Source organism: Prochlorococcus sp. (genome assembly GCF_965655815.1).
Classification (GTDB): Bacteria; Cyanobacteriota; Cyanobacteriia; order PCC-6307; family Cyanobiaceae; genus Prochlorococcus_A; species Prochlorococcus_A pastoris.
Genome location: NZ_CBFHHZ010000002.1, coordinates 138370 through 164970 on the forward strand (window position 1 = coordinate 138370; position 26601 = coordinate 164970).

At 33.5% G+C, this 26601-nt stretch carries 31 protein-coding genes; 19 read left to right on the forward strand and 12 right to left on the reverse strand.

Features of this window, described 5'->3' with window-relative positions; translation table 11 throughout:
* Positions 1-708, forward strand: a complete 708-nt coding sequence (locus ACTF45_RS03855; protein WP_288346676.1) for an SDR family oxidoreductase — start codon at positions 1-3, stop codon at positions 706-708.
* A 154-nt stretch (positions 709-862) separates the two neighbouring features.
* Positions 863-1603 (forward strand): GTP cyclohydrolase I, encoded by a 741-nt coding sequence (gene folE, locus ACTF45_RS03860; protein ID WP_288346675.1) that lies wholly within the window; start codon positions 863-865, stop codon positions 1601-1603.
* 3 nt (positions 1604-1606) lie between these two features.
* Here the strand turns inward: folE and ACTF45_RS03865 are convergent, their stop codons facing one another.
* Positions 1607-2263, reverse strand: a complete 657-nt coding sequence (locus ACTF45_RS03865) for a phosphoribosylanthranilate isomerase (protein WP_438949371.1) — start codon at positions 2261-2263, stop codon at positions 1607-1609.
* A gap of 64 nt (positions 2264-2327) precedes the next feature.
* On the opposite strand from ACTF45_RS03865, the gene ACTF45_RS03870 reads away from it, so the two are divergent.
* A complete protein-coding gene (locus ACTF45_RS03870; RefSeq protein WP_288346673.1) occupies positions 2328-3545 on the forward strand; it encodes a site-2 protease family protein in 1218 nt (405 codons plus the stop codon).
* Between the two features lie 7 nt (positions 3546-3552).
* On the opposite strand, the gene ACTF45_RS03875 is transcribed toward ACTF45_RS03870, so the two are convergent.
* A complete protein-coding gene (locus tag ACTF45_RS03875) occupies positions 3553-4200 on the reverse strand; it encodes a lipoyl protein ligase domain-containing protein (protein ID WP_288346717.1) in 648 nt (215 codons plus the stop codon).
* Positions 4201-4357: 157 nt separating this feature from the next.
* Between ACTF45_RS03875 and psaM the strand changes: the two genes are divergently transcribed.
* The 3 genes from psaM (at position 4358) to ACTF45_RS03890 (ending at position 5963) form a co-directional block, all read left to right on the forward strand.
* Positions 4358-4462 carry a photosystem I reaction center subunit XII gene (gene psaM / locus ACTF45_RS03880; RefSeq protein ID WP_288346672.1) on the forward strand — a complete coding sequence of 35 codons (105 nt, stop codon included), beginning with the start codon at positions 4358-4360 and terminating at the stop codon, positions 4460-4462.
* Between the two features lie 90 nt (positions 4463-4552).
* Positions 4553-4900, forward strand: a complete 348-nt coding sequence (locus tag ACTF45_RS03885; protein WP_288346671.1) for a hypothetical protein — start codon at positions 4553-4555, stop codon at positions 4898-4900.
* 58 nt (positions 4901-4958) lie between these two features.
* Complete coding sequence (locus ACTF45_RS03890) at positions 4959-5963, forward strand: SDR family NAD(P)-dependent oxidoreductase (RefSeq protein ID WP_438949372.1); 1005 nt, start codon at positions 4959-4961, stop codon at positions 5961-5963.
* A 4-nt stretch (positions 5964-5967) separates the two neighbouring features.
* Here the strand turns inward: ACTF45_RS03890 and bchL are convergent, their stop codons facing one another.
* From bchL to ACTF45_RS03910, 4 genes are all read right to left on the reverse strand, one after another.
* Positions 5968-6855 (reverse strand): ferredoxin:protochlorophyllide reductase (ATP-dependent) iron-sulfur ATP-binding protein, encoded by an 888-nt coding sequence (bchL, locus tag ACTF45_RS03895; RefSeq protein ID WP_011132178.1) that lies wholly within the window; start codon positions 6853-6855, stop codon positions 5968-5970.
* A 191-nt stretch (positions 6856-7046) separates the two neighbouring features.
* Positions 7047-8627 carry a ferredoxin:protochlorophyllide reductase (ATP-dependent) subunit B gene (locus tag ACTF45_RS03900; RefSeq protein ID WP_438949373.1) on the reverse strand — a complete coding sequence of 527 codons (1581 nt, stop codon included), beginning with the start codon at positions 8625-8627 and terminating at the stop codon, positions 7047-7049.
* Positions 8628-8630: 3 nt separating this feature from the next.
* Positions 8631-9887, reverse strand: coding sequence for a ferredoxin:protochlorophyllide reductase (ATP-dependent) subunit N (locus ACTF45_RS03905; protein WP_288346668.1), 1257 nt, complete (start codon positions 9885-9887; stop codon positions 8631-8633).
* A 156-nt stretch (positions 9888-10043) separates the two neighbouring features.
* Positions 10044-10412, reverse strand: coding sequence for a hypothetical protein (locus tag ACTF45_RS03910; protein ID WP_288346667.1), 369 nt, complete (start codon positions 10410-10412; stop codon positions 10044-10046).
* Positions 10413-10510: 98 nt separating this feature from the next.
* Here ACTF45_RS03910 and ACTF45_RS03915 point away from each other — a divergent pair, with 98 nt between their 5' ends.
* Positions 10511-11281 (forward strand): BMC domain-containing protein, encoded by a 771-nt coding sequence (locus tag ACTF45_RS03915; protein ID WP_438949374.1) that lies wholly within the window; start codon positions 10511-10513, stop codon positions 11279-11281.
* Between the two features lie 8 nt (positions 11282-11289).
* Here the strand turns inward: ACTF45_RS03915 and ACTF45_RS03920 are convergent, their stop codons facing one another.
* Entirely contained in the window at positions 11290-11877 is a 588-nt protein-coding gene (locus ACTF45_RS03920; RefSeq protein ID WP_438949375.1) for a non-canonical purine NTP pyrophosphatase, read from the reverse strand.
* Positions 11878-12203: 326 nt separating this feature from the next.
* Here ACTF45_RS03920 and ACTF45_RS03925 point away from each other — a divergent pair, with 326 nt between their 5' ends.
* From ACTF45_RS03925 to ACTF45_RS03960, 8 genes are all read left to right on the forward strand, one after another.
* Positions 12204-12515: a BMC domain-containing protein gene (locus ACTF45_RS03925; RefSeq protein WP_011819929.1), complete on the forward strand. Its 312-nt coding sequence runs from the start codon at positions 12204-12206 to the stop codon at positions 12513-12515.
* A 65-nt stretch (positions 12516-12580) separates the two neighbouring features.
* Positions 12581-13996 (forward strand): form I ribulose bisphosphate carboxylase large subunit, encoded by a 1416-nt coding sequence (locus ACTF45_RS03930; protein ID WP_002805854.1) that lies wholly within the window; start codon positions 12581-12583, stop codon positions 13994-13996.
* 89 nt (positions 13997-14085) lie between these two features.
* Complete coding sequence (locus ACTF45_RS03935) at positions 14086-14427, forward strand: ribulose bisphosphate carboxylase small subunit (protein ID WP_011132185.1); 342 nt, start codon at positions 14086-14088, stop codon at positions 14425-14427.
* A gap of 90 nt (positions 14428-14517) precedes the next feature.
* Positions 14518-16815, forward strand: a complete 2298-nt coding sequence (gene csoS2, locus ACTF45_RS03940; RefSeq protein WP_438949376.1) for a carboxysome assembly protein CsoS2 — start codon at positions 14518-14520, stop codon at positions 16813-16815.
* A 7-nt stretch (positions 16816-16822) separates the two neighbouring features.
* Positions 16823-18352, forward strand: a complete 1530-nt coding sequence (locus ACTF45_RS03945; protein ID WP_288346663.1) for a carboxysome shell carbonic anhydrase — start codon at positions 16823-16825, stop codon at positions 18350-18352.
* 2 nt (positions 18353-18354) lie between these two features.
* Positions 18355-18621 carry a carboxysome peptide A gene (locus ACTF45_RS03950; protein WP_011132188.1) on the forward strand — a complete coding sequence of 89 codons (267 nt, stop codon included), beginning with the start codon at positions 18355-18357 and terminating at the stop codon, positions 18619-18621.
* 5 nt (positions 18622-18626) lie between these two features.
* Positions 18627-18875: a carboxysome peptide B gene (locus tag ACTF45_RS03955; RefSeq protein WP_438949377.1), complete on the forward strand. Its 249-nt coding sequence runs from the start codon at positions 18627-18629 to the stop codon at positions 18873-18875.
* 99 nt (positions 18876-18974) lie between these two features.
* Positions 18975-19214: a 4a-hydroxytetrahydrobiopterin dehydratase gene (locus tag ACTF45_RS03960; RefSeq protein ID WP_288348017.1), complete on the forward strand. Its 240-nt coding sequence runs from the start codon at positions 18975-18977 to the stop codon at positions 19212-19214.
* A 5-nt stretch (positions 19215-19219) separates the two neighbouring features.
* Here the strand turns inward: ACTF45_RS03960 and ACTF45_RS03965 are convergent, their stop codons facing one another.
* The 3 genes from ACTF45_RS03965 to gloB form a co-directional block, all read right to left on the reverse strand.
* Positions 19220-19447 (reverse strand): DUF3136 domain-containing protein, encoded by a 228-nt coding sequence (locus ACTF45_RS03965; RefSeq protein WP_011132191.1) that lies wholly within the window; start codon positions 19445-19447, stop codon positions 19220-19222.
* Between the two features lie 85 nt (positions 19448-19532).
* Positions 19533-19925: a Rid family detoxifying hydrolase gene (locus ACTF45_RS03970; RefSeq protein ID WP_438949378.1), complete on the reverse strand. Its 393-nt coding sequence runs from the start codon at positions 19923-19925 to the stop codon at positions 19533-19535.
* 24 nt (positions 19926-19949) lie between these two features.
* Positions 19950-20690 (reverse strand): hydroxyacylglutathione hydrolase, encoded by a 741-nt coding sequence (gloB, locus tag ACTF45_RS03975; RefSeq protein ID WP_438949379.1) that lies wholly within the window; start codon positions 20688-20690, stop codon positions 19950-19952.
* 44 nt (positions 20691-20734) lie between these two features.
* Between gloB and hisG the strand changes: the two genes are divergently transcribed.
* Genes hisG through ACTF45_RS03990 form a run of 3 tightly spaced genes read left to right on the forward strand, consistent with a single transcriptional unit; the run spans position 20735 to position 23713 of the window.
* Positions 20735-21382 carry an ATP phosphoribosyltransferase gene (gene hisG / locus ACTF45_RS03980; RefSeq protein ID WP_438949380.1) on the forward strand — a complete coding sequence of 216 codons (648 nt, stop codon included), beginning with the start codon at positions 20735-20737 and terminating at the stop codon, positions 21380-21382.
* 4 nt (positions 21383-21386) lie between these two features.
* On the forward strand, positions 21387-23183 hold the full coding sequence (locus ACTF45_RS03985) for an ABC transporter ATP-binding protein (RefSeq protein WP_288348011.1): 1797 nt from the start codon (positions 21387-21389) through the stop codon (positions 23181-23183).
* Positions 23183-23713 (forward strand): GNAT family N-acetyltransferase, encoded by a 531-nt coding sequence (locus ACTF45_RS03990; RefSeq protein ID WP_288348009.1) that lies wholly within the window; start codon positions 23183-23185, stop codon positions 23711-23713. Before ACTF45_RS03985 ends, ACTF45_RS03990 begins: the two co-directional genes overlap by 1 nt.
* Position 23714: 1 nt before the next feature.
* Here the strand turns inward: ACTF45_RS03990 and ACTF45_RS03995 are convergent, their stop codons facing one another.
* Both ACTF45_RS03995 and ACTF45_RS04000 read right to left on the reverse strand, forming a co-directional pair.
* A complete protein-coding gene (locus tag ACTF45_RS03995) occupies positions 23715-24398 on the reverse strand; it encodes a TIGR04283 family arsenosugar biosynthesis glycosyltransferase (protein WP_288348007.1) in 684 nt (227 codons plus the stop codon).
* A gap of 5 nt (positions 24399-24403) precedes the next feature.
* The gene (locus ACTF45_RS04000) at positions 24404-25012 is read right to left on the reverse strand and encodes a DUF2064 domain-containing protein (protein WP_288348005.1); all 609 of its coding nucleotides are present in this window, start codon (positions 25010-25012) and stop codon (positions 24404-24406) included.
* A gap of 196 nt (positions 25013-25208) precedes the next feature.
* On the opposite strand from ACTF45_RS04000, the gene dnaA reads away from it, so the two are divergent.
* Positions 25209-26600 (forward strand): chromosomal replication initiator protein DnaA, encoded by a 1392-nt coding sequence (gene dnaA, locus ACTF45_RS04005; RefSeq protein ID WP_288348003.1) that lies wholly within the window; start codon positions 25209-25211, stop codon positions 26598-26600.
* Position 26601: the final 1 nt, after the last annotated feature.

Genomic DNA, 26601 nt, shown 5'->3' on the forward strand with positions numbered 1-26601 from the left:
TTGAAATTAGCATACATTACAGGAGCTACTAAAGGTATTGGGAGGGCTACAGCAGTAACTTTCGCAAATGCTGGTTGGGATTTAATCTTACTCGCAAGAGATATAGAGATGTTGGAAATGCTAAGAGATGAGCTATCAGATACGGGGTCAACAATCAATGTTGTAAAGTGCAATTTATCTAATTCAGATGAAATAGATAATTCAATTAATGAATCAATAAAAAAATATGGGTGCCCTTCCGTTTTAATAAATAATGCTGGATGTGCTTTTAATGGAAATTTAGTTGAAATGGCTCTAACAAAATGGCAAGAAATAATTCAAATTAACCTCACGAGTGTTTTTCAGATATGTAGTTTAATTGTTCCCAAAATGAGAAAAAATGGTGGCTTAATTATTAATGTTAGTAGTCATGCCTCTAATAATGCTTTTCCTCAATGGGGTGCCTATTGTGTATCAAAATCTGCTCTAGCGATGTTTACAAAGTGTCTCAGAGAAGAAGAGAGGACTAACTCGATTAGAGCTTGTACAATAACTTTAGGTTCAGTTAATACCCCTCTTTGGGACTCGGAATCAATTAAATCAGATTTCGATAGAACCTCTATGCTTTCTTCAACTAATGTCTCAAATACTATTTTATATATGGCTGAACAACCAGACTCTCAAGCAATAGAAGATTTAACTCTCATGCCTGCTGGGGGTGCTTTTTGACCATAGTTTATCAAGTTTTAAAAACGATAAAGTAAATTTTTTTAGGAATTGATGAACCCGATTAAACATAAGAATGTGATATAGTGTGTAAGCAATTAAGCCCAAGAAAGATACAGTTAATCTAGTTTGCATACTATTTCCTGTTTAGAATTTTATGACTTCTACATTACCCAACGATAATATTAAAAGTTTTGATGAACAAATTACTAATAAATTAATCTCAGAAATAATAAGGGATCGTATAAAGAGCAAAGGTACAAGATTCAGTGCAAACGATAATATCGCTGACTTTATTAATCCTGGTGAGCTAGAAATTCTAGAAAAAGAAGTTGCTTCCAGAATTAAAGATTTACTTAAGTCCCTTATCATAGATGTGGACAATGACCATAATACTCAGGAGACTGCAGAAAGAGTCTCAAAAATGTACCTAAACGAAGTTTTTAAAGGTAGATATCATGAACAACCAAAGGTTACAAGTTTTCCAAATGATAAAAACCTTGACGAAATCTATACTGTTGGACCAATATCAGTAAGGTCCGCTTGCTCTCATCATTTAGTTCCAATTTTAGGAGAATGTTGGATAGGAATTAAACCAGGTAGCAAAGTTATAGGACTTTCAAAGTTTGCTAGAGTGGCAGACTGGGTGTTTTCCAGACCTCATATACAAGAAGAAGCTGTAATGATTCTTGCTGATGAAATAGAAAAATTATGTGAACCTAAAGGTCTTGGCATAATAGTCAAAGCTCAACACTACTGTATGAAATGGAGAGGAGTTAAAGAGCCGAATACTAGCATGATAAATTCAGTAGTTAGAGGAGATTTTAGACATGATATAAGTCTAAAACAAGAATTTTTTGAACTAGTAAAACAACAATCTTCTAATAATAATTACTAAAAATTAGTATTTTCTTACTTCTTTTATAATCAAACCAACTTTTTGAATATCTTTTATTCCTGGAGCGGTTTCAACGCTACTCGAAATATCAATACCACTTGGTTTTATATTTTTTAAAATCTCACCTATCCAATCTGTGGAAACGCCTCCTGCAATCCACCAAGGTTTGCTGAAACTTAAATCTTCTAAATATTGTTGTTTTATTTTTTTCCCCGAACCACCATATGTTTCTTTATTCCATGAATCTAAAAGTATTGCATCTATAAAGTTTTCATAAGGTTTAATCTTTTCAAGATCTTTTTTATTTTTTATTCTAAAAGCTTTCCATAAGCCAACGTCCGGAATCCGTTTTTTTAATTTTTGACAATAATCAATATCCTCATCTCCATGGAGTTGAATTATAGTTTCGTTTGGTTCTCCTAAAAACCCTTTAATAATTGAATCAATAGGACTATTTTTTACAACTGAAACTCTATCAATATTTGGATATAAATCTTTTAAAGTTCTGAAGATTACTTTTTTCTTTTCTGGGGAAATATATCTTGGAGATTCATCCACCGAAATGATACCTATTGCATTAGTTCCTAATTCGGCTACTTGAACAGCTTGTTCAATGGAAGTTATTCCGCAAATTTTAACTAAAGTTTTGGTCTCAAGCATATCTTTATCTTATAGGTAGAATTAATATTATTTGTAAATATAACGGAGATTATTTTTGAGGAGTTTGCAAATTTTTAAAATAAGGGGAATTCCCTTTAAATTACATCCTTACTGGTTTGCAATCCTTTTTTTATTTTCATGGAGTATTTCTAATCAAGTTAATTTAACTTCTGGTGAAATTTATAATATTAAGGAAGCTTGGTTGATTGGTTTCTTAACTTCTTTTTTTTTATTAAGCACGATCATATTCCATGAGGTCTTACATACTTTTGTTTCGTTAAATCAAGGAGTAAAAATAAAAAATATTACCTTTTACTTCCTAGGGGCAGTTTTGCAAATAGAAAAGGAATGTCAAACAGCTTTGGGTAATATAAAAATCTCGATAGTTAGGCCTTTATTATGTTTTTCGACGGCATTAATTCTTATTTTCATTAGTAATCCTACTGAATCCAACGAACAAATATTCACAAATATATTGAACAGAGTAGCAATATTAAATCTTTTTCTAGGCTTTTTAAACTTAATTCCTATTGGATCTTTAGATGGAGGTAATTTGTTGAAGAGTACAATTTGGTATTTTTCAGGAAGTAAAAATAAAGGAAGAAATTTTTTAAATAAATTAACTTTAATATTATCAATTTTAGTTTTTCTTTTTGGAATTATATGTTTATTTAGTTTCAATTTTTACTATGGTTTATTACTTACTTTTTTGGGATTATTTGGTATTAATTCATCAAAGTCTGAAAATCAATTTTTTAAAATTGAAAATATTTTAAAATTAAGTAAAGTTTCTGAACTTAAATTTAAGCCATTAAGAAAAATAGAATTCAATTCAAATTTTGTGCAGTTAAATAATGTGGTTAAAAGTAAAAAAGATAAACAAGATAAATATTTGTTTTTGACTAATAGTGGCAGATGGGACGGTTTTATTGAGGAAAAAATTTTAAAATCTGTTTCAGTAAAAAAATGGGACCGTACTTTAGTTGGGGATTTTAAAAAGTCCATTAAGAAATTTGAGAGTGTCAATTTTAGTACTGAGTTATGGAGAGCTATTGAAAAAATAGAGAAATCTAATGAAGGTATAGTACTCGTACTCAATTCTGCTGATATACCACTGGGAATAATTGACAGAAATAAAATTGGTTATTTTGTGTTTAATAAATTAGGTTTAAATTTACCTTCCAATCTAATCAGTAAATTTAATAATAAGGATCAGTATCCACTGGGTGTTCAATTACCCAAAATTATAAAATTAATGAGAAAAAAAGGAGAAATTGAATAAATTCAAGTCACAATAATTCTTTAATCTCATCTTTTTGATAGTAGATTTTTTCAATTTTTATATTTGACTTGGATTCTAAAAATGAATTAATCAAATATTTAATTATTTCGTCATAAGTAAGATTTAAATTAATTTTTTTTGGAGGCTCTTCTCCAAATAATCTTAACCATAAGTCTCTTGGGGGGTTAAGTTGAATTTCCCCATGCTGAAGAAATGCCCCTTTCTTTCTGTATTGGGCGCTCCCTATACGTTTAAAACCATATTGATCAACTAAATCAGACACATAAGATGATTCAAAACAGTTCTCTTTAATTATTGATTTTCTTAAAGTCCCTCTTTTTAAACCTAAACCTAATTCATTAAAACTTTTAATTAACCAATTATTTACTAGCTCATAACTAAAAATCTTATAGGAAGGTTTTTTAAATGTTAGAGCGTATGTGATCCCTCCAGAATGAAGTACTGCACCCCCTCCTGAGGGTCTTCTTACTACCTTGATGATTCCATCCTCTAATAGCTTTTCCCAATGAGGTGGAATTACTTTTTGATGATACCCAAGAGAAATCCAATTTCCCTCCCAATGATAGAACCTTAATGTAAAAAGAATTTCAACTTTAGAAATAGTTTTTTCTAAAAAATGTAAATCTAGAGCCATTTGTTCAACTCCAGTTAATTTCGTTGTTGAAATAATTAAAGCTTGATTATCTATTCTCAAAATTATTTTTTGATTTAATTACGTAACAGCATTTTGTAATAGTCTATCAATTTTTCACTTTTGGGTAGAGAATATAGAAAATAAATATGTATTTAGTATGGAGCCAACTCAATCAATCAATTTAATAATACTTGGTCTTATTGTGGTAATGCATGCAGGTGTATTGGCTTTAAGGCTTGGCATAAGTTTAGCTAGAACATAAAAAACTAATTTTGATTATAAAAAACTTTATGTTATTAATTAAAGAAGACTTTTATTCTTGAGTCTTTTATATTTTTTTTTTGAAAATAATTTGCCTAAACATTACCGTAAAAGTACTCCTACGGACAAAAGATCTTTAGCATCTGCTATAGAGATAAACTATAAAGAACAAGAAGATTTTGTAAGCTCTGTTTTTCTAGGGTTAAAAGTTTGTTTTTCTCTTTTAGCAATAGTGAGTTTATTAAAAATTGGATATAGCTCAAAAGTTAGATTAACTAGATTGAGGGAGATTAAAAATTCTTATTTATATGAAAAATTAAGGTTTGATAATTTAAGTAGTAGATTTGATAATTTAATCTCTTTAGAAGGCGAGCAAAGATTTATGAAGGATCAAGATCAAATGATTTCCAGAGACATAATCAGAGTAATATGGCGTTGATAAGTGTGACTATAAAGTCATTTAATTATCGAATTTTTCATTTTAATTTTTATAGCTAGTGGGTAAGAGTATTAAAGGTTTAGTTCTAATAACAGGAACAACATCAGGAGTAGGTTTAAATACCTTAAAACCATTGTTGAGATTTGGGTGGGAAGTTATAGCGGTAAATCGCTCAAATAAAAGGGCAGTAGAAATAGCTCAGAAATCCTTAACAGATTCCGAAATGAAAAATATTCATTTTATAGAAATTGATTTGTCTGATTTGAATGATGTAAGAAATGGTTGTTATGAGATATTGAAAAAATTTCAAAACCCCATAAATTCTATTATTTGTAATGCTGCAGTTTATAAGCCAAGATTACGGAAACCTGAAAGATCTCCCCAAGGATTTGAAAATTCTATGGCAGTTAATCATTTTGGTCATTTTCTCTTGATTAATCTTCTTCTTGATAATATTTTGTCCTCTGAGAAAGAAATTGATTTAAATGGTAGAACAATTAAATTCAAACCAAGAATAACCGTATTAGGAACTGTTACGGCAAATTATTCAGAACTAGGCGGGAGAATTCCTATACCTGCTCCAGCTGATCTTGGTAATTTATCTGGATTTAAAAATGGATTTTTATCTCCAATTAGCATGGCAAATGGAAAAAAATTTAAACCCGGGAAAGCCTATAAAGATAGCAAACTGTGCAATATGGTAACAGTACAAGAATTATCAAAAAAATATCCTAAAGAAAGAATAATTATTAATTCCCTTTACCCTGGATGTGTGGCCGATACAAAACTCTTTAGGGATACCCCTTGGCTTTTTAGATTTTTATTCCCAATCTTTCAGAAATTCATCACAAAAGGATATGTATCTCAAAGATTAGCTGGAGAAAGAGTCGCTCAAGTAGCGACGCTTAAGGAATATGCTAAGCCTGCAGTCCATTGGAGTTGGGGAAATCGCCAAAAGTTAGGGAGAAAAGCTTTTTCTCAAAAATTGTCTAAGAGAATTATTGATTCAAATATTTCAAGACAAACTTATGAATTAACTAGAAAATTGGTTGGATTAGCTTAGGTAGTTAATCAAATCCTAATAAATCAAAAATTTCTCTATCTTTTAGTGGAGTACCCTCAAGTGGCTCCACATTATCTAACATATTTTTAGCGAGAGATAAATATTCATTTTGCACCTCAACCACATCTTCAGTTGGTTCCATTTCAAAAATCGTACACTTTTTAAGTCTTGACCTTCTAATGGCATCTACATCTTTAAAGTGAGCCATAGTTTTTAAACCAGTTCTATTATTGAACTTATCAATTTGATCGGTATCTTTGGATCTATTTGCCACTACTCCACCTAATCGGACTTTATAATTTTTTGCTTTTGCTTGAATTGCAGAAACAATCCTATTCATTGCAAATATTGAATCAAAGTCATTAGCCGTAACAATTAGGCAGTAATTAGCGTGTTGTAAGGGAGCAGCAAAACCTCCACAAACGACATCACCCAAGACATCGAAAATAACTACATCTGTGTCCTCTAGTAAATGATGCTCTTTTAAGAGCTTTACTGTTTGTCCTGTTACATATCCACCACAACCTGTACCAGCGGGAGGACCTCCACTCTCGACGCACATTACTCCATTAAAACCTTCAAACATAAAGTCAGTAGGCCTTAATTCCTCACTATGAAAATCTACTTCCTCCAGAATATCAATGACAGTGGGAACCATCTTGTGAGTAAGAGTAAAAGTACTATCGTGCTTAGGGTCACATCCTATTTGTAGAACTTTTTTACCTAATTTTGAAAAAGCTGCTGAAAGGTTGGAAGACGTTGTTGATTTACCTATACCCCCTTTGCCATATACAGCGATTACTAATGCTCCTTCTTCAATATTTACTTTTGGATCTTGCTTGACTTGAACACTGCCTTCTCCATCAAGAGGTTTATTTATTGTACTTGTCATTTAAAGCTAAAATTTGCACGTTAATAAATACATTCTTGCAGGAATATGCTTCTAGAAATGTATTTCTCAACAAATAGTTATTTATTAAGATTAAAGATACAAGATATATGTTTATAACTAGATATTCCGCGATTATTATTGTTACTATGAGTGAAAATACTCATGTTGGAATAATAATTTATTTATAAGGATTAACCAAAATAGGCTTTCGCATCGTATAGGGTCTCGTCGCTAATTTCAGGAAGACCTTTTGAAAGAGCATATTTCTCAGTATTTGATTTAACTTTACCTCTAACAAAAAATGGAACTTTTGTAAGTTCTGCTCTTCCAGAGTCTGTCCAAATTACAGTTTCCTTCTTTTGAATACTGTTATTACTTCGCGCATGCTCATCTTCTTTATTCTCAAGACCCTTTGTGGCAGTATGACCAAGATGACTTTGATGGCCATCAACAAATTCAAAGTCATGTTTGAACATATCAATGAGATGTTCTTCAAGACCCATCATTAGAGGGTGAACCCAGTCGTCAAAAATAACATTTGCTCCTTCCCATCCCATTTGAGGGCTATATCTTGCAGGAACATCTTGAACATGCATTGGAGTACTAATTACTGAGCATGGGATACCAAGTCTTTTTGCGCTGTGTCTTTCCATTTGGGTCCCTAAAACTAATTCGGGGGATGCTTTTTTCATGGCATCTTCTACTTCTAGGTAGCTATTAGTAATTAGTGCTTCTATATTTAATTCCTTAGCTGCGGCTCTTACTTGCCTTGCCATTTCTCTGCTGTAAGTTCCCAATCCTACTACTTCAAAACCTAGTTCATCTTTGGCAATTTTGGCAGCTGCGATAGCATGAGTACCGTCACCAAAAATAAAAACCCTTTTCCCCGTCAAGTAATTTGAGTCAACAGACTTCGAGTACCATGGAAGTTTTGACTTGTGCTCTAGTTCCTCTTGATTTGTTAATGGTAGGTCAAGTTTTTCATGAACTTCGTTAATAAAATTAATTGTATTTTTTATACCAATTGGGATGGTAGTTGTATATTCCATTCCGCAATTACGCTTAAGCCATTCACAAGAAGTCTCAGCAATCTCATGATAAATGCAAATATTAATATCAGCATCAGTTAATCTTGCAATATCATCTGGACTTGAACCGAGCGGTGCAACAACATTAGTATCAATACCTTGCTCTGAAAGTATACGTTGAATCTCGATTACATCATCTCTGCATCTAAATCCTAATAAAGTAGGACCTAATATATTTACTTTAGGTCTTCGACCTAAAGACATCCATCTTTTAGGGTTAATCTTTTCAATTTCGTTTACCTTATCTTTCAAAAGAGTTCTTATTATTTGATAAAAGGTTTCTGAAGCACCCCAGTTTTCTTTTTTGCTATAGGCAGGAAGTTCAAGGTTCACTATTGGGATATCAAAACCCATACCCTTAGCAAGAGCTCCTGGTTGATCTTGTATTAGTTCAGCAGTACAACTTTCACCCACTAAAAGAGTTTTTGGTTTAAATCTTTCAACTGCTTCAGTAATATTCCTTTTAACTAGTTCTGCTGTATCTCCTCCTAAGTCTCTAGCCTGAAATGTTGTATAAGTTACAGGTGGTCTTTGGCCTCTTCTCTCAATCATTGTGAAAAGAAGATCTGCATAAGTATCTCCTTGAGGAGCATGGAGAACATAATGAATATCTTTCATTGATGATGCAACTCTCATTGCACCTACATGAGGAGGTCCTTCATATGTCCAAAGAGTTAATTCCATAATTTAATGTGTTGCTAATGATTTGGAGGTGAGTATTTGATTCCTTGTTAAAGGCCTTGAAAAAAGCCCAGCCAAGTCTGCCGCCTGATCAATTCCATGTATGGGACTAAACACCATTTCTATAGACCATTTAGTACTAATCCCCTCTGCCTCCAAAGGATTTGCTAAACCCATTCCGCAAACTACTAAGTCAGGGTTGGAAGCTCTTACACGATCAAGCTGTTTTTCTACATGCTGACCTTCAACAATTTTTGTATCATCCGGTAATAAATTAAGCTCCTCTTCCATTAAATCTCTATTTAAATAAGGTGTTCCAACTTCAATGAGTTCCATTTCACATTCGTTATGTAAAAATCTTGCCAATGAAATTTCAAGCTGTGATTCAGGTAAAAGAAATAATTTTTTTCCTCTTAATATTTCTTTGTGTTTTTCTATTGCCTGCCTGGCTCTATTAGCTAAAGGAGCAATTACTTCATGAACTTTTAGTTCATTAATTTTAAAGGCAGCTGCAGCGGCTAAAACCCATTTTGTGCTTCCCTCTACACCTAGTGGAAATGGAGCCTGAATTATTTCACAACCACGATGCTTTAGGTCTCTGACCGTATCACTCAAATATGGTTGAGCTAACAGGACCTTTGTATTCTTTCCAATCTTTGGTAATTCAGTTGATTGCCTAGGAGGAAAACTTTCAACATTTGTTATTCCAATATTATTGAATATCTTCTTAAACCTATCTTCCACATTATTAGCTAATGTCCCAACTAATAATAATTTCTCATCATCTGTAGATTCCATTAATGGAACAAGAGCTTTCAATGCTCCATCTTCGCCTTGGGTAAAGGTGGTTTCGATCCCGCTGCCCGAATAGTTAACGAACCTTACTTGACCCAAAAATCGGGAGTTTAATTTTTCTGCAACGGTGGCGAGATCAAGTTTAATCACTTCGCTAGGACAAGAACCAACAAGGAAGAGGGTCTTTATTTCAGGCCTTCTAGAAATAAGATCATTGACTACTCTGTCGAGTTCTTCATGAGCATCGGCAAGACCTGCTAGATCTTTCTCTTCAAGAATAGCTGTCCCAAATCTTGGCTCAGCAAAAATCATAACCCCTGCGGCACTTTGAATTAAATGTGCGCATGTTCTCGACCCCACAACCAGAAAAAATGCATCTGGCATCCTTCTGTGTAACCAAACTATTGAAGTAAGGCCACAAAAGACTTCTCTAGGACCAGTCTCTTTATTAAGATCTACTTTACTCATTAAAATACTTAGAGCTTATTCTTCAAGCTTGCATAAACTTTTGGATTTAAGCACTAATTGATAAGTTCTCTTACAAAATGTATACATTTAAAAAACTTATATGAAAGTTTAAAAACTTTAATAAGAATAATTAAACTAATTTATTTACTCTGAAATTTAATTTCTGTAATAAGAACTTCCTTGGCCAAGTTTAGATAATTTCCAGACATTCCTGGCAACTTTTATGGCTAGTAATCCACCTCTCTCTATCTTTGATTTGCCAGGCTTTGCTCCCATTAAAATTGAGACTTCGGAAGTTGTTAGAGGTGCTCCTGTCTTAATAGCTAATTCGGTTAACTCTAGTCTATCTCTAAGATTTTTAAGATTTAATTGATCTGGTTTCATCTCTCCCAACCAACTAAATGAAGGATCTTTCTGAGATAACTTTTGCATTAAACTTAAGCTCACTAAACCTAGGGTTTGATCAGGACTTAATTCATTGTCAGAGGCAGAAGAATCTGGTGCTTTTTTTTGAGAAGTTACCATAAAATTTCATATCTTTAATTTGAAGTTATCGGTTCGTACGAAGCATGCAAGTTAATTTAATAGAAAAAAAAGAACCCTAATCCGTTATAGTCTCCTGAATGGAACCAACTTCTAGCTTAAATAGAGGAGATCGAAAAAAAGGAAGTTCTCTTGTTACTGGATCTGAAGTTCAATCTCAGTCCAATGGAGCAAGCTGTTTTATAACAACTGACTCTGAAAAGTCATTAGTTTCAAGACAAGCAAGTCAAGTTGAGCAAATAGAATTAAGAACATATGTTTTTTTAGACTCTTTACAACCTCAGTTAGCTGCATATATGGGGACTGTGAGTAGAGGTTTTTTACCAATTCCAGGTGATTCTTGCCTATGGATGGAAGTTTCTCCCGGAATGGCAGTTCATAGGGTTACTGATATAGCTTTAAAGGCAAGTAATGTAAGGCTAGGTCAGATGATTGTGGAAAGAGCCTTTGGCTCTTTAGCTCTTTACCATAAGGACCAAAGTACAGTTTTGCATTCAGGAGATGTGGTTTTAGATGCTATTGGGAGTGAAGTGAGGAAAAGAACCAAGCCATCAACAAGTTGGACAGAAGTTATTCGTGCAATTACTCCAGATCATGCAGTTTTAATCAATAGGCAAAACAGAAGTGGATCTATGATTCAATCTGGAATGAGCATGTTTATTTTGGAGACCGAACCAGCCGGATATGTACTTAAGGCAGCTAATGAAGCTGAAAAATCCGCTAATATAACCATCATTGATGTAAAAGCCGTTGGAGCCTTTGGAAGACTCACTCTTGCAGGGAAAGAGGGAGATGTTGAAGAGGCCGCAGCGGCTGCAATAAGAGCAATTGATCAAATATCAAACTATTAAATAGATTTTTAATCTATTCCAAATTCTCTTTTTAAAAAAGGAGCTATAATTTTTGCGGCTTTACCTCTACTCCCAAGTTTACTCAATTGAGAATGATTTAATTCTCCATATACACAATTAGCCTCTTTAACCCAAAAAATAGATTCAAACTCTCCGTTAGGATATTTTGGTTCTTTAAGAATTTCCCCCCAGCAAATACCTGTTGCATCTTTTACCAAATTTCCTTCTGGATCACATAGAACCATACAACTAATGAATTTTGCGCTTCTATAAGGGATATCACTGAGCTCTTTTATTAACTTAATAAGCTTTTCATCATTATTTTTGGCATATCTTGCAGAATATATACCCGGTCTTCCATCTAAATAATCAACCTCAAGCCCTGAGTCATCCGCTAAGGCCCAAGTCTTAGTCTCTAAAGAAGCTGCTTTTGCTTTTAAAAAAGCGTTGTCAAAATAAGTCTTGCCTGTCTCTTCTACATTTAAATATTCGGGTTGTTTTTTTACTTTCAAAGATAGAACATCTAACATCTCTAATATTTCAGATACCTTCTTTTGATTTCCGCTTGCAATAGTAAGAACAGAAGAAGAATTCAAAATAATGTAAAAAATATGTGAATATTATCTTACTTTAAAACTTGATACAGAGACAGGAGGGGTTGAACATTCCACACCTGTGTAGACAGGGCCTGTCTCGTACGCGCACAACATAATGTAAATTTTTTATTAACACAACCGTATGTTTTGATGCACTAACTAATTTCGATAAGTATTGACATATCAATAGTAGCAAGGGTGATAAGTTTAACTTATCAATGATAGAAAAAACATTAATAGAGTATTTAGTGAAAAATGCTTGACTTATCAGTACGTTATGGACCATTCTTCGAATTGAACATTCCACATTTAGTAATTAGTAGGCAATGGCTACAGAAACAATGGGTATCGCACTCGGCATGATCGAGACACGCGGACTTGTACCTGCAATCGAAGCAGCAGACGCAATGACCAAGGCAGCAGAAGTTCGTCTTATTGGTCGTGAATTCGTAGGTGGCGGTTATGTCACAGTTTTGGTTAGAGGAGAAACAGGAGCTGTTAACGCAGCAGTAAGAGCTGGAGCTGATGCTTGTGAGAGAGTCGGTGACGGTCTTGTCGCAGCTCACATCATTGCTCGCCCTCATAGAGAAGTTGAGCCAGCACTTGGTAATGGCGATTTCCTTGGTCAAAAGGACTAATTAAATAAAGCAAAATCTAATTTTGCCAAAAAATAATTTCCCTTAATAGACCTAAATTTATCCTTATGAGTAAGAAGTATGACGCTGGGGTAAAGGAGTACAGAGATACCTACTGGACTCCTGAATATGTCCCCCTCGACACTGATTTGTTAGCCTGTTTCAAATGCACAGGCCAAGAAGGTGTCCCAAGAGAAGAAGTTGCAGCAGCGGTAGCGGCTGAATCTTCTACTGGTACTTGGTCAACTGTTTGGTCCGAGTTACTTACCGACCTTGAATTTTACAAAGGCCGTTGTTATCGAATCGAAGACGTTCCTGGTGATCCAGAAGCATTTTATGCATTTATTGCATACCCTCTAGATCTTTTCGAAGAAGGTTCAATCACAAACGTGTTAACCTCTTTAGTAGGTAACGTATTTGGATTTAAAGCTTTAAGACATCTCCGTCTTGAAGATATTAGATTCCCAATTGCTTTTATTAAGACCTGTGGTGGACCACCTAACGGAATAGTAGTTGAAAGAGATCGACTTAATAAGTATGGAAGACCACTTCTAGGTTGTACCATCAAACCTAAATTAGGATTGTCTGGTAAGAACTACGGAAGGGTTGTGTATGAATGCCTAAGAGGGGGGCTTGATCTAACTAAAGATGATGAGAATATCAATTCTCAGCCATTCCAACGTTGGAGAGAAAGATTTGAGTTCGTTGCTGAAGCCGTTAAACTTGCTCAGCAAGAAACTGGAGAAGTAAAAGGTCATTATTTAAATTGCACCGCTAATACCCCTGAAGAACTATACGAACGTGCAGAGTTTGCTAAAGAGCTTGATATGCCAATCATCATGCATGATTACATAACTGGTGGATTTACCGCAAATACTGGCCTTGCAAACTGGTGTCGTAAAAATGGCATGCTTCTGCATATACACAGAGCTATGCACGCTGTTATTGATAGACATCCAAAGCATGGTATCCATTTCAGAGTTCTAGCGAAATGTTTAAGACTCTCTGGAGGAGACCAGTTACACACTGGAACCGTTGTTGGAAAACTAGAAGGTGATCGTCAAACTACTCTTGGTTACATTGATAACTTAAGAGAATCATTTGTTCCCGAAGATAGATCAAGAGGTAACTTCTTTGATCAAGATTGGGGATCAATGCCTGGAGTTTTTGCTGTTGCATCTGGTGGTATCCACGTTTGGCATATGCCAGCACTGCTTGCAATATTTGGAGATGATTCTTGTCTTCAATTCGGAGGAGGAACTCATGGTCATCCATGGGGTTCAGCTGCCGGAGCTGCTGCAAACCGTGTTGCATTAGAAGCTTGTGTGAAAGCACGTAATGCAGGTCGCGAAATCGAAAAAGAGAGTAGAGACATTCTAATGGAAGCTGCTAAGCATAGTCCTGAATTAGCTATCGCGCTCGAAACTTGGAAAGAAATCAAGTTCGAGTTTGATACCGTTGATAAGCTCGACGTTCAAGGTTAACTCAGATTTCAAACAAGAGGAGAAAATTATTTCTCCTCAATTTTTCAAACCTCGTTTTTACGAGAATATCATTCACAAATCATTTAATTATGCCTTTCCAGAGCTCAGTTGGTGACTATCAAACAGTTGCTACCCTGGAAACATTCGGTTTTTTACCACCGATGACCCAGGAAGAAATATACGATCAAATTGCTTACATTATTGCTCAAGGATGGAGTCCTGTTATTGAGCATGTACATCCAAGTGGAAGTATGCAAACTTATTGGTCTTATTGGAAGCTCCCTTTCTTTGGGGAAAAAGATCTTAACTTGGTTGTAAGTGAGTTAGAAGCATGCCATAGAGCATACCCTGATCATCACGTAAGAATCATTGGTTATGACGCTTATACACAAAGTCAAGGTACAGCTTTTGCAGTTTTCCAAGGACGCTAAATTTTTATTTAACAGTCAATATCTTTCTCCTTTTAAAACTAAAATTTTTATTGGAGAAAGTTTTTTTTAAGAGTTACTAATTTGAAGATTATGTCAACAAAAACAAGTAGAGAGATTGCACTAGAAAGAAGAAAGGCTATGAGTGATGGCGGGAAAAAAGCTGCCTTACATTCTTCTTCTACTAAAGATAGGGTTAGATCATCTCAAGATATACATTCAACTGGAGCAACTTCTTCAAATAAAAAAGTTTTAACATCACCAAGTAAATCTAATATACCTGCCAATAAAATTGCTAGAAAATCTACTTCATTAAAATTATCGAGTAAAGAACTTGGTATAGAAAGAAGAAAAGCAATGTCTACACATGGTAAATCAGCTATTAATTCTTCAGATAGAACACGTACTGATGTTAAAAGTGATATTAAAGTTAATAAAGTTATTTCAACAGAAAAATCTCAGACCTCAAAAGACCACAATAACAATATTAAAGATAATCAAGTAGTTAAACAAAATATCAAAAGAAGAATTAATCAAAAGAGAAAACCCATAACAAATACAAGCAGAGATATTGTTTTAGCAAGAAGAGAAGCTCAATCTAAACATGGAAAATCAGCATCAAAACAAAATACAAGTGCTGCTTCTTTAGCGAGAAGAGGAGACCCGGATTTGTCTAGTAGGGAAATTTCTCAAAGGGTAAGAGAACTTAGAAGTAAAACAGGATCTACATCAAAACAAGGTAATGGTAAGTGTAGACCATGTGGTCCAAACAAAAATGGCTCTAAATTAAATATCGCTGATGCAAGTTGGAAAGTTGGAAAAAGTGAAACAGATTCTGGACAAACTGTTACAGGAACACAAGCAAACAGATCTTTGAAAACAACAGGTAATGAAGCTAGCACCTGTAGAACAGTAACTGGGACACAATATATGGGAGCTGAAGTGACTGATCAATTCTGTCAAGACAAACCAAAATATAAACAACCTATAAGAGCCTCTGTTACAACTACAACATCCGGGAATAAGGTTACTGGTAATGAAGTCGGCAGATCTGAAAAAGTTACTGGGGATGAACCTGGGACTTGTAAAAACTTGACTGGAACAGAATATATTTCTGCTAATCAGTCAAAAAAATATTGTGGGGAAGTAATAAAAAAACCATCAAAGGTAAAGCAAAGTATAACAACTGATGGATTAAAAGTATCTGGTTCCTTGCCAGGAAGATCATCCTTAGTAACTGGAGATGAATCAGGATCTGGGAAGCAGTTGACTGGCGATCAATATCTGGGATCAGAGCCTAGCCCAAAAGGAAAATCATTTGAAAAAGTTGGAAGTTATGACACTTTAAATGGAAATAACGTTACAGGAACTGGTGTAGGAAGATCTGATTATGTAACAGGTAATGAACATGGTAGCTGTAAAAATGTGACGGGAGATGAATATATTGGTTCCCAGCAATATGAAAAATTCTGCGGATCTACTCCAAAGCCTGAGGCTAGGAAAGTTGGTTTGAGTCTCTCTTCAAAATCTAATTTGATAAGTGGAACAATGACAGGTAGATCAAAAATCGTAACAGGCGATGAGCCTGGGTCATGCAAGGTATTAACAGGAACTCCTTATGCAGGCTTAGATCAGATTAATGATAATTGCAATGCTGAAATTGCTGATGATATGAAATCTCGAGCGACAGTCAATTCTGGCAATAATTCAAATGCTAGATTAACTGGACTGCAGCCAGGTATTGGTGGAGTAATGACTGGAGCAAGAAAAGGTTCTTGTAAAAATTTAACTGGAACCCCATATATTGGAGGAGATCAGTTTTTATCAAATTGCGAAACACCACCAAACGATGCTTCTTATGCAAATCAAGAGAAGTCAGCCTCAAATACTTGGAAAGAATTTTCTGTTAATTCACCATCAAGAGAAAAGTATTCAGCTAAAAATACAGAAGGAGTAACAGGTAATAGGTATGAAGATAGTTCAAAGATTACAGGACCTTTTGATATGGCAGAAGATAAAGTCACGGGTACTGAGCAATTTAGATTTGAACCTAATAAAAATATGACTTATAAACAAAAAATGAAACAAGAAGAAAGTCAAAATATTGATATTCCTATAGAGAAAAAAGAGCCTTCTAGAATAACAGGTGAGGGTCAATCTGCAGGGAACATAACAGGTGATGACTGGGATAGAGGAGATAAAGTCACTGGAACAGAAGGAGTTTCTGCTAGGAAGAGGAATCCATCAAGAGCGGGATTTATGGGAGCAATGCCACCTGTTGATAATAAGAGAAATGATGAGACAGAAAAACCTGATTTTCTTATAACTGGATCTAGTGGTAACACTCGTGATGGACAACTGGTTACCTTTTCAGGTGGTGCAAGAGGTTAATTAAATAATGCCTTTGAGAGGACTGGCTAAAGCCAAGAACTTCACATTGGGGCCAACTGCTCCAATGAAAACCTTTACAGAAAATGTTCATTCACAGAATAATGAAATAAATAATTTAAAAAATATTGATAAGACTCATAAGTTAACTAATAATTCTCAGAATGAAAAACTTTATAAATATGAGAGTCAAATAAAAAGTAGTTTTGACAGAATTGTCCCTACTTTGAAAGAAATTGCTCGTATACAGCATCATGAGGATTTCATAAATACAGCTCAATCCATATCTAAGCAAAATTTAGAAATAGATTTGCCAATACATATTTTAGATAAATCTTGGGTTAAACCATTAGATATGAGGGCCTTATATGCCTGGTGCGCTTTTAAGCAGCACGAGAAATTAAGCGATAATTTTTTTGAAAATGATCCTTTAGAGGGTTCTTCTGGAAGTAGTAACGCAAATGATTTTGAGACAACATTGCTAGATTGTGGAATTCACTTGTTAGACATAACACCTTGCTCTGATGGGAGATTAGCTCATTCCATAGCTTATGTAATGAGAATTCCATTTAGTGCAGTTAGAAGAAGATCACATGCTGGAGCACTCTTTGATATTGAAAATACTGTTAATAGATGGGTAAAAACTGAACATAAAAGATATAGAGAAAACAAGCCAAATGAAGCCCATAGAGATACAAGGTATTTAAAAATAGTCACATATCATTTTAGTTCTGTCGATCCTTTGCATCAGGGATGTGCTGCTCATGGTAGTGATGATAAATTAGCAGCTAGAGAGGGTCGTGAAAAATTACTAGCATTTAGGGAGGCTGTAGAAAATAGCTTCTGTTGCGGGGCTTCAGTAGATCTAATGTTAATTGGTCTTGATACTGATACTGATTCGTTAAAGATTCATTTATCTTCAAGTGACGGAAAGATTGATTTAGAAAATACTATTTCTAGTTTAGACATTTACAATTCCACAATAAATTTTTCAAAAGACGAAGCAGAAAAAGAAATTTGTCAGATTATTTCAGGGAATTCTAATAAGGGTCAATTAAAGGGATTGGACAAGTTTGTCTTTAAATTAATAGTTAATAATATTTCTCAGATTGATTATGTTAAGAAATTTCATAAAGGATCTTATGAAGATATTGGTCATGCTGAGAGATTTATTGGAGTTGGGATTGGTTTTAAAGAAGTTCATCTAAGAAACTTAACTTATTTTGCTCATCTTGATACAGTTGAAGAAGGGGCTCCTGATTTGGATGTAGGAGTAAAGATTTTTACAGGATTAAATGTTTCTCAAGATCTACCTATTCCCGTAGTAATAAGATTTGATTATTCTGGTAAAGTACCTGGGGCAAAAGATAGGGCTGCAAAAGATTGTTATAGAGTCAATAATGCGATATCAATTAGATATAAAAATTTAGTTGATAAAGGTTTGTTGCACACTTGTCTTACTATTAGAGATAGGGACAACATTCATTCCGCTCAAATTATTGGAATGTCTTTAGATAAAAAAACAGAGGAGGCTCACTAGCTATGTTAATTTGCAAGGTTTTAAAACCACTTGTATCAACCAATAGAATTCCTGGTTTTGAACATAAACATTTACAAGTAGTTTTAGATGGATCCTCAAATAAAGTTGCAGTTGATGCTGTTGGTTGTAAGCCTGGTGATTGGGTTATTTGCGTTGGTAGTTCTGCAGCTAGAGAAGCTGCAGGAAGTAAATCATATCCAAGTGATTTAACGATTGTTGGAATTATTGATCATTGGGATCCCGATAGTCCAAAACAAATTGAGGTATAAAACTTTTGGAAATAATGAAGGTATGTGGAAGAATGGTTTGCACGCAAAGAGTAGCTGGCCTTGGACATATGAATTTAAGGATTTTAGAAAATAATAAAGGTAAAAAAGTTGTTGCGGTTGATCCTGTTGGAGCTAGAGAGGGGAATTGGGTTTTTACCGCTAGTGGCTCAGCAGCAAGGTTTGCTTGCCCTAATCCAGGAGTTCAAACTGATTTAACTATTGGCGGAATTATAGATTACTGGGAATCTAATTAGACTTTTATAGCATTTGATTGTCCTGATTTGTTTGACAAAAAATTACGAAAAATATCAAATAAATGTATAGTATTAATTGCCGTTATAAATCACGTCTTAATGTGGAACCAAAGGGAGTCGCCTTCAAGAATTGAAAAAAGATTTGAGTTTGAAGAATATCAAAAAATTAGTATATTTTTGAAAAAAATAGATGAATTATGTAAAGAAAAAAATATCTATCCCAATATTAGTTTCGGTAAGAATTTTGTAAGTGTATCTATCTTTTTAGATTCTGAGAAAATACTAAATAATGAAAAAGAATTTTCTATGAGATTAGATAATTACTTTTTAGAAAAATAATTTACCTAATAATGATTTGGTTTATCTATATCTCTTTTAATTAGAGCCATCAAATAAGTAGGGGCTTTATATCTTCCTGGAAGGCATCTGTTTAATGTTTCAAGATGACCCCAACAAACTGTCCTTTCAATCTCTTTTAGTGAATTTCCTTTTAAAATTAATAACCTTAGCGCTTTACAAAATAAAGGGTAGCCTGCTTCTAGTTCGTCTATATTTAGCTTTGCTGCTGTCATAGATCATAGAAGTTTTGTTATTTAATAATCTATACAAATATGGCGCACAATTGGTCCTTATTTCAAATTTCTAAATAATAATAAATTAATCTAGAAAAGCCACGCAATCTATTTCAATTAAAACGCCTTTTGGCAAAGAAGAAACTTCTACACATGCTCTTGCCGGTGGGTTCTTTACATTAAAAAAATCACTGTAAATATCGTTAACAGTTTTAAAATTTTTTAAATCAGTTAAATAAATAGTCGTTTTTATTACATCTTCTGCTCTTGCTCCTCCAGCATTAAGAACAGCTAAAAGATTTTTTAAAACTTGAGTAGTTTCTTTCTCAATATTACCTAAGCAATTTATTTTATTTGAAACTGGATCGATGGCAATTTGACCCGAACAATAAATAAAATTTCCTGCTTTGATTGCTTGATTATAGGGACCAACAGGGTCTGGTGCATTAGCAGTCTTAATTACTTTTGTTGAAGACATTTAAATAGGGATATTTATATAAATTTAAACCCATGAATCTTTATTTGCTCTTAAAAAAGAAAATCTTTTTAAATTATCTGCTCTTAAAAACAGATTAATTTTCATCTCTTCTTCAAGTAGGCATGGAATTGTAAGTTCCTTTAAAGCGATTTTTTTTTCAACTTCAATGAGTTTATTTTTAATATTTTGATTCTCTGGTTCAAGATTTAATGCCCACAAAAGATTTAATTTCGTATATTCATGAGCACAGTAGATGAGAGTGTTTATGGGCAATGACTTAATTCTTTTGAGAGAATAATACATTTGTTTATAAGTACCTTCAAAGATTCTTCCACATCCAGCAGAAAATAAAGTATCACCAATAAATAGAATAGGAACGTTGTTATTTATATAGAAGGCTATATGAGATCTTGTGTGTCCTATTACTTCGAGGACTTTAACTTCTTCATCTAATAACTCTAGTGTGTCTCCATCTTTAACTGATGAATTCTGAAATGGTATACGATCTTTTTCTTTAAAGGAGGCTATAACCTTAACATTTGGCCATTCTTTTATAAGCTCTCTAGTCCCTCCAATATGATCTGAGTGATGATGAGTTTGTAATATAGCTTCTAAATTTAGATTATTAGTTTTTAGGTATTCTTTTACAGGTAGAGAAAGAGCAGGATCAATAACTACTGCTGATCTATTTTTTTTCCAGAGCCAAATTACATTATCCCTTAGAACTCTAATCCCAATTATTTTATGCTCTTTATTAAATTCCATTATTACCTTAGAATTAAAAAAATTGTTTGAAAATAAATTGATCTATGATTACTATAGCTTTACCTAAAGGAGCTCTGTTAGAAGATTCAATTTCAATTTTTAAAAAAGCAGGATTGAACTTCTCTGATGCATTGCTAGAGAATAATAGATCATTAACTATCGAATCGAAATGTAAACGAGCCAAAGCCTTATTGGTAAGAAATGGGGACGTTCCAGTTTATGTAAGTTACGGGCAAGCAGATTTAGGAATTGTAGGATACGACGTATTACAGGAATCTGAATTGAAAGTTGCTAAATTGCTTGATTTAGGTTTTGGTGGATGTCATATGTCACTTGCTGTAAAAAATAATAGTAATTATTCAAAACCTACGGATCTTCCCGCTAATTGTAAAGTGGCAAGTAAATTCACAAAAACTGCTAGAGCCTATTTTGATGATTTAAATATACCAGTTGAGATTGTTCATCTAACGGGATCAGTAGAGCTTGGCCCTATTACTGGAATGGCAGAAGCCATAATAGATTTGGTCGCTACAGGTAAGACTCTTAAAGAAAACGGTTTAAGTAAAATTGACGATCTTTTTTATTCAACTGCAAGATTAATAGCTAATCCTCTCTCTCTTAGATTAGATAGCAACCCTCTCCGAGATGTGATTTTATCAATAGAATCTTCTAAGGATATATTAAATATTTAAAGTAATGTTTTTGAATGATTTTGATAGAATAAAAAAATTAGGTAGATATTTAACTAAAGATAAAAAAACCATTTATCTAATTTTAATAGTCTTATTACCTGTTTCCTTCGCAGGGGCTATTCAACCATTATTAGTTGGTCAAGCGATAACAATCTTAAAAAATGAGAGCACAGATGTCTGGTTAAGTAAAACCTTCTTTGGGCAATCTATAAATATAATTATTATCACTTTGTTTATAACTGTTCTATTTAGATTAGTTTTGCAAGGATATCAATCATATAATATTCAATCGGTTGGACAAAGATTAACAGCAAGGATTAGAAGAGAACTTTTCGAACATTCTATTTCTCTTTCTCTTAAGTATCACGATAAAATGCCTGTCGGTAAATTGCTAACAAGACTTACCAATGATGTGGATGCCTTGGCTGAGGTTTTTGGCAGTGGCGCCGTGGGAGTTATTGCCGATTTTGTCAGTCTTATAGTCATTTCATTAACGATGCTTTCTATAGACAAAGGATTGGCAACTTTGCTTCTTTTAACTCAAATACCGGTTTCATATTTTATTATTTGGCTTCAAAAACGCTATAGAAAAGCAAATTATCAAGTAAGAGAGGAATTGTCTCAACTTAACTCTGACTTCCAAGAGAATCTTCAAGGTTTAGAGGTCGTTCAGATGTTTAGGAGAGAATTTTTCAATAGTAGGAAATTTTCTAATACCGGTATTGCTTACCAGAAAGCAGTTAATGGGACCATTTTTTACGATAGTAGTATATCTGCTTTTATAGAATGGATATCCCTTGCAGCAGTTTCATTAGTATTGGCTGTGGGAGGGTATCTAGTAACTTCGGGCAATATTGGTTTAGGAACATTAACAACTTTTATTCTCTACTCCCAAAGACTCTTCGAGCCTTTAAGACAGTTAGCAGAGAGATTTACACAGATTCAAGGGGGACTTACTGCTGTAGAGAGAATAAATGAATTATTAGATGAAGAAATTGAGATTAAAGACTCTATTTGTACTCAACAACTTTCAGGAGGAATTTTAAGTAAGGATTATAAATTTAAAGGGAAAATTGAATTTCGGAATGTAAATTTCTTTTATAACGAGGGTGAACATGTAATAAAAGACCTATCATTTTTAGTTAATCCTGGAGAACATGTAGCTTTTGTTGGCCCAACTGGTTCTGGTAAAACAACCATAATAAGGTTGTTATGTAGACTGTATGAGCCTCAAGAAGGCCAGATTTTGATAGATGATGTAGATATTAAGGATATACCAATAGCAAGACTTAGAAATATGCTTGGTGTCGTGCTGCAAGATACTTTTATTTTTAGTGGTGATGTTGCAGAAAACTTAAAATTAAGTACCGATATTAATAAACAAGACTTAGAAAATATTTGTAAAGAGCTTGGTTTAGATACTTTATTGAAAAAGTTGCCTGATGGTTTGAATACTTATCTTAGAGAGAGAGGGGGTAATCTTTCATCCGGAGAAAGACAACTTCTTTCTGTAGCTAGGGTAGCCATAAGAAATCCAATTATCTTGATAATGGACGAAGCTACTGCATTTATGGATCCATCTACAGAAGCCACCTTGCAAAAAGATCTTGAAAGGATATTGAATAAAAGAACTGCATTAGTGATAGCGCATAGATTAGCTACTATTGAAAAATCTGATAAGATATTAGTCTTAAAAGGGGGAACTTTAATTGAAGAAGGGAATCATAGAGAGCTTAGACTCAAAAAAGGATTATATTTCCAACTTTCCGAGCTTCAAGAAAAAGGATTTGCTAGCTTTTAATGATTTTTAGGAACAAAAGGTCATCAATTAAGAAAACAAATATTCTTTCTCAAGATGAGCTGATTAAATATTATGGTTTAAATTCTTATGAATTCACCCATCAAGAGAAAAAAGAGATTTTTGTTTGTAGCAAGGTCAAGGAATTCGACCTTATTGAGTTAGATCAACTTTTGCAGACTGTAGGATGGAGCAGGAGGCCAATAAGGAGAGTTAAAAGAGCTTTAGAATTTAGTATTCTAGTAGTTGGGTTATGGCGTCATGATGAGAAATTTCCTAGGCTTGTAGGTTTCGCTAGATGTACTGGGGACGGGATTATTGAGGCAACTATTTGGGATGTTGCTATCAATCCTGTTTATCAAGGACTTGGTTTAGGTAAAGAATTGATGAAATATATATTGCAAGAATTAAAAAAAATTGGAATATCAAAGGTTACTTTATTCGCGGATGCCGAGGTGGTTTCATTTTATAAAAGGCAGGGTTGGGAATTAGAACCAAAAGGTTCAAAATGTGCTTTTTGGTATGCAAATTAATTTAATTTTTGTAATAATCATTATGCAAAGATTTTATTGACTCCCCTCTTAACCATCTTTTCCTATAACTCCAATTCTTGAATGCTTGAAAAATAATATTAGTTTTTTCCCACTTCCTACTACTTGTATAAATTGGAATAGTTAATCTTTTTAAAGATTTCTTATTCTTTAATCTTCTTATAAAATCTAAATCCTCCATCAAAGGAATTTTTCGATAACCTTTATTCTTAAAATATATTTCCCTGTGAATTAAGAGACCTTGATCACCATATGGATCCTTGAAGATATAGCTTCTTAGGTTTACAACTATCTCGAGAAATCTATAAACAATTTTTTTATTATTAATCTTGAATTTAAAAAAATAAACAGAATTTTCATCGTATCTCATTACTGACTTCACTTTTTCTAACCAGTCTTGATTAAGCCTAGAATCGGCATGTAAGAAAATAAACCATTTTCCTGTAGCTTTTTTGGCTCCGATATTTAATTGCAACCCTCTGTTCTTTTTTTTTGATTTATGTATCTTTGATCCATATAACTTTCCTATCTCTACAGTTTTATCCTCACTATTACAATCTACAATTATTATTTCTGCTTCCTCATAAGAAATTGATAAATCCGAGAGAAGTAATGGTAAGTGTTGAGATTCGTTATGAGTTGGAATAATAATTGAGATTTTAGGCAACTTAATTATTCTCTTTTTTCGATATCTATAATTGTATCAATATCTATTTTTCGATGAAGGAAGTCATAATCTAAGTTAATTGTAGAAAGGTTTTTAATAGTTTGTTCAAGGACGTCTTCTCTACCCCATTTAATGTTTATAAAGGGTAAATATAAATCAGCAGATAATAATCTTTCAGAAAAAGCAATAAGCCAATATCCTCCATCATTTGAGGGGCCTAAAATCAGATCATTTTTTTTAAGTTTTGAAAGAGTATTTAATAAATCCATATGACAAAAATCTGGGAGATCAGTCCCTATAAAAATAATAGATCTTGTTTTTTTTAAACTATTTTTTTTTTCAATAAGAATTTGCCTTCTCATCTTTTCTCCTAAACATCCTCTACCTTGTAATTTAAAGTTTTTAATTCCTAATTCATTACTCCACCTTTTACTATTTTTTAATCCTAGTCCAGATATGGCTAAGGAAATATCAATCAAACCTTTATTCTCCAGAAATTTCGCAACTGAAATAGTATGACCTGTCATTTTTTTCTGCACTTTTGCAGAACTAATTTTCCCTATATCTTTTGATAATCTATTTTTGCAACGACCATAAGCATGCCACTTAGCCATCACTATGAGTAGTGCTTTATCCAACAAAACATAAACAAGGTGTAATTATTATAAGGTTTAGGCAATTAATAGATTTCACTTTTTTCAAATTTATAATCTGTATTGTTAATAAATTTTAAATTTATCATGATCTTATGATTTGAGAGTGACCAATTAATAAATTCCCACTAGATTAAATATCTATTGAAAAATTTTAGTGCAAGCAGCCAATCCTATTTGGGCAGAAGTTCAACAATTACTTCAAAAGAATTTAAGCAAGCCTTCTTTCGAAACTTGGATAAGGCCAGCAAAATTTAACTGTTTTGAAAATGGATTGTTAACTCTGATTACTCCAAATAACTTTACAAGTGATTGGCTAAGAAAAAATTATAGTGAAACTATTGAAAAAGCTGCAGAAGAAATTTGTGGACATAATGTAAAAGTAGTTTTTAAGTCTGAAATTAATATCAACAACAGTTCAAATTCTTCTGATTCTGTTAACCTTCAAAATATTAATTCTCAATCAAAATCATTTTCGATTAATCAAGGTAATAATTTAATTAATAGATCAAAAAAATCGCATTCTTTAAATACACGTTATGTCTTTAAAAGATTTGTTGTAGGTCCTAATAGTCGAATGGCCCATGCTGCAGCTTTAGCAGTGGCAGAATCTCCAGGAAGAGAATTTAATCCCTTATTTATTTGTGGTGGTGTCGGCCTTGGAAAGACTCACTTGATGCAAGCTGTTGGTCATTATCGAGTAGAAATTGATCGAGATGCGAAAGTTTTATATGTCTCCACTGAAACTTTCAGCAGTGATTTAATTCAATCTATAAGAAAAGATGGAATGCATGCCTTTAAAAATAAATATAGATCAGTAGATCTATTATTAATTGACGATATACAATTCTTGGAGGGCAAGGAATATACACAAGAAGAATTTTTTAATACTTTCAATGCTTTATATGAAGCGGGTAAACAAATAGTTATTGCAAGTGATAGGCCTCCTAGTCAAATACCTAAATTACAAGAAAGGCTAATTTCAAGATTCTCAATGGGATTAATAGCAGATATTCAACCTCCTGATATAGAGACAAGAATGGCGATTCTGCAGAAAAAAGCTGAACAAGAAAGAATGAATCTCCCAAGAGATTTGATTCAATTTATCGCAGGAAGATTTTCTTCAAACATTCGAGAATTAGAGGGAGCCTTTACTAGGGCAGTAGCTTTTGCCTCAATAACTGGATTACCTATGACAGTTCAATCAATTGCTCCAATGCTTGATCCAAATAGCGTTGGAGTAGTAGTGACTCCTAAGCAGGTAATTAAAAAAGTATCAGATTTCTTTGAAGTTTCAGCTGAAGAATTAGTTAGTTCAAGCAGAAGAAAGCCAGTCAGCCAGGCAAGGCAAATAGGCATGTATCTAATGAGGCAGGGAACTGATCTAAGCCTTCCAAAAATTGGAGATGAATTTGGAGGTAAAGACCATACAACCGTTATGTATGCTATTGAGCAAGTGGAAAAAAAATTGTCAAGTGATCCAAATGTTGCCAGTCAAGTTCAAAAAATAAAAGATTTACTTCAAATCGATTCAAGAAAAAATTTATAAT